A 15101-nucleotide genomic window follows, 5' to 3' on the forward strand; every position below is an offset into this window, starting at 1 on the left:
TTGATAAGCTCCTTTGTTCCCCAGGCACGATCTTTATAGGTAACAAATCAGCAGTTAAGTTATCTCCTGCCCCAACCAGGGCTAACCGCCTTGCCCACACTAGCTGAAAGCCAGGCTAAATAACTTCTATTTCAAAAAACCAGAAAAGCTAGCCCAGCAGTGAGCGCTGATAGTAGGCCATCTGAGTAGGGGCCTCCGAGACCCCCACCATGATTGTATGCAGACGCGAGATATCATACTCCCGGGAGAGAATTGTAGATAGCTCATGACAAATATACTCGGCTAAACGCTCGGCTGAAGAATTATCGATAGGCAACTCAACAACATCTGCGCGCGGGAAAATATAGCGCTTATCGCGGAAACGGATCTCCCATTCCCTGGATGTGGGGATCAACTCCAGGTGAGTATTATGCAAGGGCAACAAGAAACGATGGTTAAGCGTGCGACAAATATCCTTAGTAATTCGCTTCAGGACCGTAAAATCAAAAACCAGCTTATCTTCGCCAAGTTCGCCCTCAATCTCAACCATGACACAATAATTATGGCCATGCAATCGTTCGCATTTCCCGCCATAAGTAATAAAGTGGGCAGCATTAAAATCAAGGTAGCCGCCCTCTATCTTCACTTTTCGTAAAACTTGCTTGCTCGACATACCGAAACCTCTATCTCAAGTTATTGACACAACATTCACGCCAGCCTGGGCAATTCCTGGCATAAAGCCCTCTTCCATCTCTACTCCAAAGCGGTTTTAGAAGGATTACAGGGAAAATAGTTAAAGCTTCTCAGCTATGGCAACCATGCCACGCTCTACGCCTGGCTTCCACTGGTTGCCAGCGCTTCACATATGTGAAAGGGATGGCAAGGCCACCCCGATAGAAATTTGCGGCAAAGAGCGATCTATAACGCAATAAAACAGGGCAATTATAGAGTTATATACGCCTACATATTCGCTGCGACAGCACAGCCGCTACTGGCGATAGCAGGCTGTGAGCACTCCCGCACTCATGATACTTCAGTTCGCCTTATTCCACCGCAACACGCTCATACTATACAATACCTTAAGCTATGTTGCAAAAATATATTGTCAGGCGTCCAACAATAAATGAGCATGAACGGCTCTCTTTTGAGAAAACTGGCAAGCTTAGCAAAGAGCTATGCCCTGGTTTTCGCCATAACTCATAAGATCAGTGTGGAAAAGCAGCGCAAGACAGAGAGGCATGCTAAGGCCTGCGTTTTCATAGAAGGATATAGAACATGAACCGTATAGATCGTTTGACCGCTATTCTCTTGTCCTTACAGGGAGGGAAACATTCAGCCCGCGAGATCGCCCAGCGGTTTGAGGTCTCCAGGCGCACAATCGTGCGCGATATCCAGGCTCTTAGCGAAATGGGTATCCCGATTATTGCTGAGAGCGGAAGCGGTGGGGGCTATAGCTTACCCGCAGACTATTCTCTACCCCCTCTTGCCTTAAACTTGCATGAAGCACTTTTATTACGCCTGGCGCTTTCCAGTCTTTCCCAGTTGAGTGAGCTGCCCTTCAAGCAGGCCCGCGAATCGTTGCTAGACAAAGTTCAAGCGCTTCTCCCAAAGCGCGAACATGATAATCTCGACCAGCTGGCCCAGGCGCTCTCGCTCGACCTCCCCAAGCGACCTTATCCCACACCCTTTCTCGACCAGCTGCTGGAAAGCGTACGCAACCAGCAATGGATTGAGGTAACCTACCGTTCGGAAAATGGAGTTTCAGAGCAAACGCTTCTCCCAATGCATCTGAGCAGCAGCGCAGGTTTGTGGTATTGCGAGGCCTATTCCTCTGAACGGCAAGCTATGCGTATCTATCGCGTGGATCGTTTCCTTAGCGTGAGGGAAGCTACAGCGCCACAGCTTCTGGAACCGCCTGTTGACTCGATTCCACGCGAGCATCCTTCCCATCCAGAAATTCGCATCAAGCTAACGGCGCGCGGCGTGCTGCGCCTGGAACATCAACCTTATGTGGCGCATCTTATTCAGCGTACAGAGAACGGAGAAGGCTGGCTCTGTATGCGCTGGCGGCCAGAGGAATACGATTGGATCGTACGCACATTGCTCCAGCTCGGAACTGAGGCCAGAGTGCTTGCCCCAGAAGACTTGCGTCTACGTGTCCAGCAGGCAATTAAAGACCTGGCCGAACACTACCAAATGTAACATAGAATTGTCTCCATACATTTGTTTTCCTCCCCGGGCAGATAGCGCTTGTGGGCTGTCTCGGACTCCTGTGAAGCTGGACCACAGGAGCCCGGTTCCATCTCCTCGCCCGAGAGCTTTCTGGAGCCCATACTAAATACTGCCGGGCACTTCCAGATCGGGTATTTGTGGTATAACTGCCTTCTCCTCTTCCTGCTTCAAAGGGCTTTCAGTTTTCTCATGCCACCTGGCATCTGGATCGGGCACAGGAACCGAGGCGAGCAGCATTTGCGTATAGGGATGCGATGGCTGCACAAGCACAGTATCTACAGACCCACGCTCAACAATCTGCCCTCGCGAGATCACCATAATCTCTCCTCCCACATAATAGGCTGTAGAGAGATCATGCGTAATAAACAGCGTGGTCATACCGTATTTCTGTTTGAAATCGAGCAGAATATTGAGAAAGAGCACGCGCACCGCTGCATCAAGCATCGATACTGGCTCATCGGCAATAATAAATTTCGGCTGCAACAAATGGACGCGGGCCAGCATAACGCGCTGACGTTGCCCTCCGCTCAGTTGATGGGGGTAGCGTTTAAGCACATCCTCAGGCCGCAAATCTACAGCCTGCAAAGCCTCCTCAATCAGAGCCAGGCCTTTTTGCTTCGAGGAAGCAAGCTTAAACTTATTGATGGCGGTCCAGAAGACGCGATCAACCCGGTAGAACGGATTGAAAATCCCGTAGGGGTCCTGGAAGACTGGTTGCACTTCTCGTCGATAAATATCATACTCTTTGCTGGATAACTTATAGATATCCTTACCATTGTAAGTAACGCTTCCGCTCGTCGGCTTCTGAAGGCCTAGAATAATGCGCGCAATTGTGCTCTTCCCACTGCCGCTTTGTCCAACAAGGCTCACAATCTGTGGCGGATCGGCATCAAGGCTAAACGAGACGTTATCAACAGCTTTAAATTCAGAGCCAGTACTGCGCATAGCCGCACCACGAAACGTTTGCGTTATATTATCAAGTTCTATGCCTTGCATACTAGTCATCGTGATGTTCCCTCCGCTTCTGGATGTGAGTAAAGATGGCAGGCCACAAGCGGTTGTAATTCTACTTTCGAGCCCGCTTCATTAGCTACAGGAAGAAATGCGGGCGTCTCCTGACTGCATATTGGCATCGCCTGTGGGCAACGCGGATGGAAACGGCATCCAGTTGGCCAGTTACGAGGACTGGGAGTATTGCCGCCGATGCCTCCCAGGCGTATTCTTTCTCCTCCAATACGTGGGATCGAGCCAATCAAACCGCGCGTATAGGGATGCTTTGGCGCTTTGAATATTTGGCGCACATCCCCAACTTCAACTACGCCCCCTGCGTACATCACTGCCACGCGATCAGCCAGTTCCGCATGCACAGCCATATCATGCGTGACAATAATTACCGTCATTCCCATCTTATCGCGCAAACCGGCCAACATCTGAATGATGACCCGCTGTACATGGACATCCAATGCTGTCGTTGGTTCATCAGCTACCAGCAAATCAGGTTCAAGCGCGATAGCCATCGCCAGCGTTACGCGCTGCTTCATGCCACCTGAAAGCTCATGCGGGTACATATTCGCCACATATGCCTCAAGCCCAACTTGCTTGAGCAAATCAGGCACCATGGCCAGAGCATCCCGCTTGCTCATCTCACTATGTTCGAGCATCACATCAGAGAACTGATCTTTCACACGCAGAACCGGATTGAGAGCGCTCATCGAGCCTTGTGGAAGGTAGGCCAGATTGCGCCAGCGGAATGCACGCAGGTCCGGACCATCAACCTCAAGCAAATTGATAGGTTGCTGATTCAATGGGTAAAAAAGAATGCGGCCAGCGGCAACATAGGCCGGCGGCTTCGTCAGGCGTAGTAAAGCAGTTGTCAGCGTGCTCTTACCACAACCAGACTCACCGGCAATACCCAGAATCTCGCCGCGCTTGATTTGAAGATTAACGCCATCCACAGCCTGGGCAACGCCACTGATCGTATTGTAGTAGACTTTCAAGTCCTCAATATCCAACAGCGGGGAGCCAACCGCAGTTTTCTTCTCCACAGTCTTTAACGCATTTTTTGCCATTTTTATGAGCCTCCGTCCTAAGCGCCTGCCATCTTGCGCAATCTTGGATTATAGACCTCCTCAAGCCCAATATTGATGAGGTTTACCGCCAAAAATAGCAAAGTCAGCACAACTACAGGTGCAACAAAAAGCGGCCAGCAGCCTAGCGTCAAAGCGCCCCAGGACTGGGCCCAGTTTAGCATGAGTCCGAGATCAAGGGTGCCACTTGGTCCAAGGCCGATGACTTCCAGGCCGACCAGGGCAAAGATCGAGCCAAGCGCAGCCGAGGCAAAGCCGACGCCAATAAAGGGAAGCAGGTTTGGCAACAGCTCCATAAAGATGATCTCGAAGTCGTTAAGCTTCGTCACTTTGGCCAGCTCGACATAGGGACGATTGCGCAGACTGAGCACCTGCGAACGAATCGTGCGGGCGGCAAACGGCCAGCTAAAGATAGCTAGCATTAAGGCGATGAAGAACAGGCTCACTTTCGTCGTATAGGCGGAGAGAGTAATCAGCAATGGGAAACTTGGCACAACGAGAATAATGTCGGTAAAGCCAGAGAGAAAACTATCTAACTTTCCACCTTTATAGCCCGCGACAAAGGCAACTACAACCCCAATTATGGTTGAGAGCAGACCAGCAATCGTGCCGACCTCAAGCGAAGCCACGGTCGCGGTTACGGTCATCGCCAGGATATCACGCCCATAGCGATCGGTTCCAAGCAAGTGTTGGGCATTTGGCAATTCCCAGGCCTCGCTAGCCGAGACCGCCAGGGGATCTGAACCATGACCAATAGCCGAATTTATCAGCGGATGAAAGAGCGCTACCAGGATAAAAAAGGCAAGAATCACAATCCCGATCTGAACTTTGTGACTGGCACTCCAGAAACCCCGGATGGCCTGTATAAATCTACGCAATGGCCTCCTCCTTAATCAGGCATACTTCACGCGTGGGTCAAGTGCTGGCAAGAGCAAATCAATGATCAAGTTGGCAGTCAACACGCCAAAAATAGCCAGCGCAACGATACCCTGAATCGTGTTGTAATCAAGCTGCTGCACAGCAGTGACGAACAGATTACCAATGCCAGGATAGACAAAGAGCTGCTCAACCAGCACGTTGCCGTTGAAGATGGTTCCCAACGTAATACCCAGACCGGTGATCTGCGGCAGATAGCAGTTACGCAAGGCATAACGCATCAAGATCTGGCGCGGCTTGAGCCCCTTTGCTTCCGCGAAGGTCAGATAATCCTCGCCAAGAATCGTCACAAGCAGCATACGCGTCGAGAGCATCCAGCCGCACATACCAATAACTACAATCGAGAACGCTGGCAAAAGCCCATGTTCGACCACGCTTTCGATAAAATCCCAGCTGATAGCAGGATCGATACCAGGATCGTAGGCGGCAGTAGAAGGGAACAAGTTCATCTGGTAGGCCAGGAAAAAGACGAGGATCAAAGCCACAAAGTAGTAGGGAATATGTGAGAGTCCAATCGTGATATTAGTGACCCAATCAGCTACCTTCTTATCGCGCTTCCAGCCAAGCAAGGCGCCGAAGATAATGCCCAGTACCCAGGCGATAATCGTCGCCAGTCCCAATAGGCCAATCGTCCAGGGCAAAGCGCGCATGATCAAGACCTGCGAAGGAGTTGGAAAGCTCAACAGAGAGGGGCCGAGATCATGCTGAATAAAGACCTGGTACATATAATGTGTATATTGCTGAAAGAGATTACCATCCAGGCCAAAAATCCTATTATAATATTTGACCATATCCACGCTGGCCTGAGCGTTATAGACCTGTTTGGCTTGCAGGCTCTGGATGTAGCCGGCAATAGGATTGCCAGGGATCAGCCTGAAGAAGAAGAACGTCACCGTAAAGGCGGCCCAGAGCGTAAAGAGATAGGCGATAAAGCGCCGGATAGCATAGGCAATTAGCGGATGAGCAGTTCGCCAGCTACGATAGGCCGACAAAACTTGCCGTCCGCTCAGCCCGAGCCGGTCAGGTTTGCTAGTAATCATGCTCTGCTCCATAAATTCTAGAATCCAACTGGATTGGAGGAAACAGCCGTAGGCTTCACATTGCAGGCAGGCTGCCAATCCGCCAGGGCTATTTCCCGAAAAGGCCTCTTTTCTCGCGCCCGGTCAGACCACGCTTGTAGGACTGACCGAGCGCAGAAGGCAGAAAGCCAGGCAATAAACTGGCAAGCTGGCTCAGGATTTAGCGGCAGGCTTGAGGTTTCCTATCACAAAGAGGAATTGTCCCCACCAGTTCAAGGGTACCTGATTCAGATTGTCATCAAGGGGCCAACCGCTCCAGTAAGAAGTATTGACAATTGAGGGATAGACAGTCTGGCAAATCGGAATATAGGGCAGATTCTTGTAGAAGGCTTCGAGAGCCTGATCGTAGAGCCCCTTATTCTTGGGATCGCTGGGATCGCTGCCATCGAGCTTGCGGGCAAGCTCATCAAGATCTTTGTACTGCGCACGGGTCAAATTGCCGCCCGCAGTCGCGTCCTGGCCTATCGGCTTGGTCTTTGCAGTCTCAAAATAGGTGTACAACTGACCGGGATCAAAGACGTTGCCGCAGATGTAATAGCCTGTAATATCAAAGTTACCCTGGTTGAATCTATCCTGCCAGGTAGCGCCTTCATAGTATCTGACCGTAGCATCTATCCCCACTTTGTTCAGCTCATCGGCAAGATTCTGCGCGAAGATATATTCCGGATCACCAACTTTAGAGGAGGTTGATACCTCATAGTGAAGAGGCTTCCCCTGATAGCTGCGCTTGCCATTGCTGCCAAGCGTAGCGCCCATCTCATCCAGCAAGGCCGCAGCCTTCTTTGGATCGTAGGTAAGTTGATACTTACTGGCCAGCTCCTGATTCGACCACTTATCATTGCCCTGATAGTTTGCCCAGGGGAATTGTGCAACAGGGGTGGGAACAGGCCAGATTTTTTCGCCATCCTGTTTGCGATCCACTAAATAAGAGATGGCCCAGTGCATGCGCGGATCGGCAAGTAGTCCTTTCGATGGATCACAGTTGATGGCGAAAGCACGCGGACAGGGATCAACAAATTTGGTAATAATGCTGATGTTCGCATAGCCAGTATTTTTGATAGCTGAGGCCTGCTTGTAATCAATATTTGTAGTAATATCAAACTGGGCCTGCTTGAATTGCCCCACTTCCGCGTCTTGTGATTTTGGCGAACTTCTATACACCACATACTCTGGCTTAGGATCGAGCTCGTCCTTGTTCCAATAGTTGGGGTCCTTCTTCCACACATACATAAACTGTGCCGGGATCGTGCGATCAAGCTTATAGGGACCACTCATCACAGGAGGGTTATTCTGGAAGCTCATAGGGTCCTTTTTGCTCCAGATATGCTCCGGCATGATGCGCAGCCTGGCCGAAACAATGCCACAAATGAAGAAATAATGGAAGCGCGGATCGGGCTCATTCAAGTTGATTACGACAGTCTGGGCGTCGGGCGTAGTAACATCTTTGACAAAACGCTGGAAATCAGCTCCACCTGCCAGAGCAGCATTACTCTTCAGCATATCAATGCTAAACTTGACATCCTTAGAGGTTAGAGGCTGGCCATCGTTCCAATGGGCCTTGGGATTGAGGGTCAAGGTCAAAGAGGTATAATTCGCGTTATATTTCCACTCTTTACCCAGCCAGGGCTTGGTCTCGCCGGTAACAAGGTTGTAGTAAAATAGATACTCCTGGCTGACCTGATCGAAGCCAGCATTGGTCTGCCAGCCATTAGGAATAAAGGGATTAAAGCTATCAAATACTGTAAAATCCGTCTGATCTACCACAAGAGTTTGCTCGCGTGGTGTCGGAACTATGCTCTGAGCCTTCTGATTTTGGGATTGACCGCCTCCACAGGCAGCCAGCCAGTCGCCAGCGACAATACTGCCTCCCGTTATCAGCACCATCTGTAGCGCCTGTCGCCGAGTTATGGATGTTTCCCCTTTGTTGTCAGGTCGAATAACCATAATAAATACTCCTTTCAATGCCAGACATACTACAAGCCCGCGATGGCCTGGCCTGGCTATTTCCAGATCTTTGTGAGCGCAGATTATCTGTTCCGTGCTGCAGAAGCACTGCGCCTGTAGCTCCGCCCACCCTGGTAGTCCTGATCCTGGAACGAGAGCGGCGGTCTACCAGCGGGTTCTCTATGCCTGGGCCCATCCCCTGAATTCAGGGTAGTAAAAATTAGCGCTTGGGCCAAGAGATATTCATCCATATGCAAGGGACCAGCCAATTTACAAGCAGCGAAAATAAAGCGGGTCAGCAATACATATATTGATAGGCCGTGTGGGCAGACGACCTATTTATTGCTTAGTACTCCAGGTTTAGCAGGTATAGGAATCAGGCAAATTAATTGCAAACCTGGAAGATCTACGAGGAATAATGCGCCTTGCGCAGCTCAGGAAACCACCCGCTGAGCAAAGCTATAACCCAGATTTAGCAAACACGCGCAATTATCTCCTTTGAAAGTTATCAAGCCTCCACTGCTTCGTGCCACCTTATTTCGATAGAAAGCGTGCGTCGTTTTCAGCTAAAGGAATAGAAGATATAATGAAGAAGGGTTCCCATTCACTGCCATACATCAACATCTTCTCTCTCCAGGAGCCACGCCTGTGTCAACTCCCGATGGTGCCAGAAAAGATTTCCCCACTAATTTTGTATGCATAACAGCAAAGACTTTATACATACAATTATCTTAATATGACCAGATAAATTTGTCAATACATTTCCCTTATATGACGCATCAGCGATAGATGCAGTTGAAAGCTTAAGCCGCTGAACAAGCATTCTTATGCTCTGTAGAGGAGCTCAAAGATCGCTAAAATTTGTACAGGTTAATGTTCCAAAAACCCTTGACTTTTTGAGAACAGGCCGCTACTATTGAAAAGTACAAAGGCAAATTTGTCTAAATTTTTGAGAAGTTTGCCGAGTGATCTTGTAAGGAAGCGCATGGTGCAAAAATCAGAAAAAGGTTCCCGTACAAAAGCTCTTTACACGCAAATCCTTGATGAGTTTCGGGAACGTATCATCTCAGGAGAATTCGCAGCTGGAGATCGCCTTCCTACAGAGTTAGAAATTGCCAAGAGGTATCATAGTAGCCGGGGCACAGTCCGCCAGGCTCTCAGCGCGCTGGTAAATGAAGGCTTTCTAGAACGAATCCAGGGTAGTGGCACGTTTGTACGGCAACACGCTACAAGCCCGGCTCAAGAGCAGAAGGATCAAGCTTCTCAGCAGGCGCCAAAGAGCATTGGCCTGATCTTAAGCCGGGCGGGAGATGAGCTGAACATTGATATCCTGCTGGGAGTTGAGCAGGCGGCTAAATCGCGCGGCTACCAGCTAAGCTTTGCTTATGCAGAAGAAGACGCCAGGGAACTAGCCCAGGATATTGAGCGCCTGCGGGCCAGTACGGAAGGACTAGTCATTTTTCCGCTGAGCGATGTCGACCGCGATGAGTCTCTTGCTCAGCTGAAGGCCGAACGGGTACCATTTGTTCTGGTCGATCGTTACATCGCAGGTCTGGATTGCGATTATGTCACGTCAGACAATCTGGGTGGAGGCTATCGAGCCACCGAGCACTTACTGATCCTGGGCCATACACGTATCGGTTTTGTCAGCCGCAACGGCCTGCTTACCACCTCGGTGCGGGACCGTTGGGAAGGATACCGTAAAGCCTTAAACGATTATGGACGTGCATATGACGAATCGCTTATCTATATCGCCGCCACCAGGAAATATGGCAGCTACGACGATATAGTCACAAGCAGTAATCGCCCTGATGCTATTTTTGCTGTCAACGACGATATCGCCTTAGCCCTTATGCAGGCGGCTCAGCGGCACAATATAAGTGTTCCCGAGGACCTTGCTCTTGTTGGTTTTGATGACGTGAGCTATGCAGCGCTGGTCAGTACGCCCTTAACTACCGTTGCGCAACAGCGGGTGGAAATGGGATTACACGCGGGCACGCTGCTCATTAATCACATCGAGGGCCAGACAATCGGAACGCGGCATATCGAATTGCCAGCAAATTTGATTATCCGCCAATCATGTGGGGCTCGCCGGCGCGTCTCCAGTTTAGTCGCAAATGAAGAGACAACGCGTCAGTAAACTTGAGCCCGGTAAGCGTAAATTTTCCATTATTGGTGCTTACTCTTATTTGTCCTGTGTCATATGCCAATCCCGGCAAAATAGCGCCCACCATTTTGTACATTTTAAGCCGCAAGATTGCTCTTTGAGCAGACTTTTAAAATACTATTTGTCTATACATTTAGCATGAGCTATTTCCCATCTATGCAACCGGTCCTTATCTCTACTATCCTTGGTCAGCTATTGCTGGTTGATTCTGGTATTATGCTGAAAGCGCAAAGTACAGGATCTGGCGAAGCTGATCCGGCCTGTTGGTTCTCTAGAAAGCGTGGGTGGCAGCTTGCCATATCATTATTTAAAAACACAACACCACCTCAGCAGGGTTCTCGAAACTATCGAGCGATCCATTTATATGCCTCTGACGGCTCTACAAGTTGAAGCCTGGATTACGCCCGAGCCTGTGCCATTCGCAGAACGCCTATCAGGTGCCCATAAGGAGCTCTCCATTGGTCAGAGCTGGGGCAAGCTCTGGGATTGCGCCTGGTTCCACTTCACAGGAACTGTCCCAGAACAAGCGGGTGGAAAAGCTATTGTGCTCCTGATAGATTTGAGCGGTGAAGCCTGTGTTGTTGACCAGGTTGGCAATCCTGTTCTCGGCCTGACCACAGTCAGCTCTACTTTTGATAAGAGTCTGGGGCGGCCAGGCAAACGGGTAGTTCCTTTGACGGAGCAGGCTCATGGCAGCGAAGTTATCGATTTGTGGGCCGATGCAGGCTGTAACGATCTCTTTGGGGTATACCAGGATAGCGGCTCCCTGAAAGAAGCACACATTGCTCTGTACAGCACCGAGATGTACCAGCTTTACTATGACTTCGCAGTTCTCTATGAGCTGATGCAGGAACTTCCAGAAGATACGGCACGCCGGCATCGTATCCTGGCCGCCCTTCATAAAGCCTCGCTTGAGCTGGTAGAGTATAGCAGTGAAGAGGCTCAGCGTGCACGCACTATCCTGGCTCCCGAACTTGCCAAAACAGGCGGTACGCCGTCCCTCAAGGTCAGCGCGATTGGCCATGCGCATATAGACCTGGCATGGCTCTGGCCCCTGCGCGAAACTATTCGCAAAGGCGCCCGCAGCTTTGCCACTACCCTGGCCTTGATGGAGCGCTATCAAGACTATATTTTTGGCGCCAGCCAGCCGCAGCTCTATCAATGGATGAAGACCTATTATCCAGCGCTTTACAAAAGGATTCAGGCCAGGGTCGCCGAGGGGCGCTGGGAAATTCAGGGCGCCATGTGGATCGAGCCAGATACCAATGTTCCCAGCGGCGAAGCTCTTGTACGACAGCTTATCTATGGCAAGCGCTTCTTCCGCGAAGAGTTTGGCAAAGATCCCCGCATGCTCTGGCTCCCTGATGTCTTCGGCTATACAGCGGCCCTGCCCCAGATCTTGAAAAAAGCCGGCGTTGACTATTTCCTTACCATCAAGCTTTCCTGGAACACTTTTAACGTCTTCCCGCACCATACATTTCTCTGGCAGGGCATCGACGGAACGCAGGTGCTTGCCCACATGCCTCCCGAGGGCACTTACAACAGTTCAGCGGCTCCGCGCGCAATTAGGGCCACAGAAAAAAACTTTGCCGATAAGGTGGTCTCTGAAGAGTGCGTATTACTTTATGGCATCGGTGATGGCGGCGGCGGCCCCGGTCGTGAACATCTTGAATACCTGGCGCGCGAACGCAACCTTGAGGGCCTGGCTCCTGTGAAGCAGGAACCCATCGAAAACTTTTTTCAGCGGATTGCCGAAAAAACTGATGAGTACAAAACCTGGGTTGGCGAGCTCTATCTAGAGAAACATCAGGGCACCTATACAACCCAGGCCAGAAGCAAGCGCTTCAATCGCAAACTTGAACTTGCCTTGCGCGAGCTTGAATTCTTCTCTTTCCTGGCCCTGATTACGGCCGGGCAGCCCTATCCTTCCCAGCAGCTGGACGCGATCTGGCAAGAAGTCTTGCTCTATCAATTCCACGATATACTACCAGGCTCATCAATCAAGCGCGTCTACGATGAATCGCTAGCGCGCTATCAAGAGCTCTCCAACCAGGTCAAGCAGCTCACGAAAAAGGCTCAGGCGACCTTGATTCGCCAGCCGCAAGCAAATAGACAAACCTATACCATCTTTAATTCGCTCTCCTGGGTCCGCAGCGAATGGTTACAGGTACAGGGACAATGGCGCTATGTAACAGTACCATCATTGGGCTATAGCAGCCTTGAGATCACAGAGCAGCTTGCTAACGACGCGCCGACGCAGCTTGTAGCCTCAGCGCAGATCCTTGAAAACGACCTCCTTCAGCTTCGCTTCGCACCCGATGGAGCGATACAAGCCATCTTTGATAAGGAACATCAGCGCGATGTCCTGGCGCCTCAGCAACTGGCTAACAGGCTGAGTCTCTACCATGACAACGGGGATGCCTGGGATTTTCCTATGGACTACGATGAACGCCCGGCACTTTCCTTTGCCCTTGAAAGCTCCCACGCCTTCCTTACTGGCCCTCAAGCTATCATGGAACAGCACTATAGCTTCGGGCAATCAACGCTGCGACAACAGGTGATACTCACAAAAGGGAGTCGGCGCATCGACTTCGTGACCACAGTTGATTGGCGCGAAAGTCACAAGATGCTGCGTACCAGCTTCCCGCTTAACGTCAGCGCGACAGAGGCAACCTGCGATATTCAGTTTGGCACTATTAAGCGGCCTACTCATCACAACACAAGCATAGACATGGCCAGGTATGAGGTCTGTGCCCACAAGTGGGTCGATCTCTCACAGGCTGATTACGGCGTAGCCCTGCTCAACGATTGCAAGTACGGCCACAAAATCTCACAAAATGTGCTGGATCTCAATCTCTTAAGAAGTCCACACTACCCTGATCCTCAAGCCGACCTAGCCCAACATGAGTTTACCTACGCGCTCTTTCCTCACGCTGGTGACCACGTAGCCGGCCAGGTTATGCGTGCAGGCTACGAGCTTAACGTTCCCCTTGATGTCATCCCTGGAGAGCTGGAAGGTAGCGCTTCTCTACCCGAGGCTTCATTAGTACAGATCTCAGCAGAGAATGTCATCCTTGAGGGCGTTAAGAAAGCCGAGCAAAATGATGATCTTATTTTACGCCTCTATGAATCAGCAGGAGCAACCACCCGCACCGAGCTTATAGCCGGCATAGGGATAGCCGAGATCTGGAAAACAAACCTGTTGGAGGAGAAGGAAGCGCGCCTAGAGCATACGGGCCGGAAGGTAGAAGTAGTGCTTGGACCTTTTGAGATCCTTACTTTGCGCCTTCAACCCGCTAGATAAGCCACCTGCCCACAGCTAGAGAAGAAGGACCAATAGTCCTTTTTTCTCTGGCTCCGTGAGCACTTAAGCTCATCCCCAGCTACTTAACTGGACATAGATCCGCAACGGCTGCTATACTATAGCTTTGTTAAAGCGCTTTCGGCACAATTTCACAGATAGAGAGCCAGGGCCCTACCAATACTCGAACATATGGTGGGACAGGTATCCGGCAAGAAAGGCATAAGAAGTAATGACAGTAGCAGAAACATTTGAAAATCTGCAGCGTGATTTTAACCCTGCAGCAGTGGGGGATCTAAACAAAACCATCCAGGTAAATATCAGTGGTGAAGAGGCCGGGAAATGGGCGGTTAAAATCGCAGACCAGAAGTGTGAGATTATCCCCGGCGGAGTGGAAAAACCTGATATGACCATCTCGATCAGCGATAAGGACTGGATCGCCCTGATAGAGCGCAAACTCGAACCAGTCAATGCTTTTATGACCGGCAAGATTAAGGTAAGTGGCGAGATGGGACTTGCTATGCGCCTTAACAATCTCATTCCCAAAAACTAGCTCACGCCCTCTATCCTTGTAGATATCGAGAAATAGACGACCATTCAAGCAATTTTATATGGTCGTCTGTTTCTTTGTGCCCAGGCCCAGTAGGCTAACCTCAGCCTTGCACAGCATCGCGCCCCTATGGTATACTCATGATGACAAGTTTTATCTTTGCCAGGCACTTCTTAGCACACGGAGAACCGTAGAAAGGCGTCCGAAATGGTCCTGAGGAGCGACGAGCTACATCATAATCTGCAGCACCTTAACGGTATGCTCACTACCCATGAAGCGGCAAAACAACTCGATCTTAGTTATTGGCACTTTATGCATTTAGTGGAAGCCGGTCGTATACCGGGAATGCGCGTTGTGGACCGCTGGCTCTTCTTACCATCTGATCTAGATGATTATAGGCGAAGTAAATATGGCCAGTTGGAAGATATGGCAAGAGCAGCATTAGCCCATCCAGCAGTCGGCCTGACAGAGAAACAAGAAACCATCTGCCGCTTTCTATTGAATAATGAACGACCCTCCCAAATCGCCCGCAAACTCCAACAATCCCGCCAAGCAGTCCACTCCCAGATCTCCCTCATTCGTGAAAAAGTCTCCCGCTTCCAAGCAGCCCCCACAGTTTCTCCCCGCCGTACAGCCCGCAACAAGAGCGACCCCATTAGCATTTCTCCTCAGGGCAGGGCCTGAGCCATCGACCTCCAAAACTTTTAAATGTACGTTTGCTTCGCACTTTGCCACGCGGCAGAATGCGTTAAGCATGTTTTTCCTTTTGATATGGCTATAAGAAAATGATAAGGATCAAATAATCTTTACCACAATGAGTACTTTT

The 15101-nt window shown here is 50.4% G+C and carries 11 protein-coding genes; 5 read left to right on the forward strand and 6 right to left on the reverse strand.

What is annotated here, in order from left to right; translation table 11 throughout:
- Positions 1 to 148: 148 nt before the first annotated feature.
- The gene (locus EPA93_RS19420) at positions 149 to 652 is read right to left on the reverse strand and encodes a 6-pyruvoyl trahydropterin synthase family protein (protein WP_129889099.1); all 504 of its coding nucleotides are present in this window, start codon (positions 650 to 652) and stop codon (positions 149 to 151) included.
- A 602-nt stretch (positions 653 to 1254) separates the two neighbouring features.
- Between EPA93_RS19420 and EPA93_RS19425 the strand changes: the two genes are divergently transcribed.
- A complete protein-coding gene (locus tag EPA93_RS19425; RefSeq protein WP_129889100.1) occupies positions 1255 to 2181 on the forward strand; it encodes a helix-turn-helix transcriptional regulator in 927 nt (308 codons plus the stop codon).
- Between the two features lie 132 nt (positions 2182 to 2313).
- On the opposite strand, the gene EPA93_RS19430 is transcribed toward EPA93_RS19425, so the two are convergent.
- The 5 genes from EPA93_RS19430 to EPA93_RS19450 form a co-directional block, all read right to left on the reverse strand.
- Positions 2314 to 3216, reverse strand: a complete 903-nt coding sequence (locus EPA93_RS19430) for an ABC transporter ATP-binding protein (protein ID WP_207229593.1) — start codon at positions 3214 to 3216, stop codon at positions 2314 to 2316.
- The gene (locus EPA93_RS19435; RefSeq protein WP_129889101.1) at positions 3213 to 4280 is read right to left on the reverse strand and encodes an ABC transporter ATP-binding protein; all 1068 of its coding nucleotides are present in this window, start codon (positions 4278 to 4280) and stop codon (positions 3213 to 3215) included. Before EPA93_RS19435 ends, EPA93_RS19430 begins: the two co-directional genes overlap by 4 nt.
- 17 nt (positions 4281 to 4297) lie before the next feature.
- The gene (locus tag EPA93_RS19440) at positions 4298 to 5176 is read right to left on the reverse strand and encodes an ABC transporter permease (RefSeq protein ID WP_129889102.1); all 879 of its coding nucleotides are present in this window, start codon (positions 5174 to 5176) and stop codon (positions 4298 to 4300) included.
- A gap of 15 nt (positions 5177 to 5191) precedes the next feature.
- Positions 5192 to 6274 (reverse strand): ABC transporter permease, encoded by a 1083-nt coding sequence (locus tag EPA93_RS19445; protein ID WP_129889103.1) that lies wholly within the window; start codon positions 6272 to 6274, stop codon positions 5192 to 5194.
- A 192-nt stretch (positions 6275 to 6466) separates the two neighbouring features.
- The gene (locus EPA93_RS19450) at positions 6467 to 8257 is read right to left on the reverse strand and encodes an ABC transporter substrate-binding protein (protein WP_129889104.1); all 1791 of its coding nucleotides are present in this window, start codon (positions 8255 to 8257) and stop codon (positions 6467 to 6469) included.
- A gap of 985 nt (positions 8258 to 9242) precedes the next feature.
- On the opposite strand from EPA93_RS19450, the gene EPA93_RS19455 reads away from it, so the two are divergent.
- The 4 genes from EPA93_RS19455 to EPA93_RS19470 all read left to right on the forward strand — a co-directional run bounded on the left by EPA93_RS19455 (position 9243) and on the right by EPA93_RS19470 (position 14959).
- Positions 9243 to 10397 (forward strand): GntR family transcriptional regulator, encoded by a 1155-nt coding sequence (locus EPA93_RS19455; protein ID WP_129889105.1) that lies wholly within the window; start codon positions 9243 to 9245, stop codon positions 10395 to 10397.
- A 391-nt stretch (positions 10398 to 10788) separates the two neighbouring features.
- A complete protein-coding gene (locus tag EPA93_RS19460; RefSeq protein ID WP_207229594.1) occupies positions 10789 to 13728 on the forward strand; it encodes an alpha-mannosidase in 2940 nt (979 codons plus the stop codon).
- A gap of 229 nt (positions 13729 to 13957) precedes the next feature.
- Entirely contained in the window at positions 13958 to 14278 is a 321-nt protein-coding gene (locus EPA93_RS19465) for an SCP2 sterol-binding domain-containing protein (RefSeq protein ID WP_129889107.1), read from the forward strand.
- 204 nt (positions 14279 to 14482) lie between these two features.
- A complete protein-coding gene (locus tag EPA93_RS19470; protein ID WP_129889108.1) occupies positions 14483 to 14959 on the forward strand; it encodes a helix-turn-helix domain-containing protein in 477 nt (158 codons plus the stop codon).
- Positions 14960 to 15101 lie beyond the last annotated feature (142 nt).

The organism is Ktedonosporobacter rubrisoli, from assembly GCF_004208415.1.
Classification (GTDB): Bacteria; Chloroflexota; Ktedonobacteria; order Ktedonobacterales; family Ktedonobacteraceae; genus Ktedonosporobacter; species Ktedonosporobacter rubrisoli.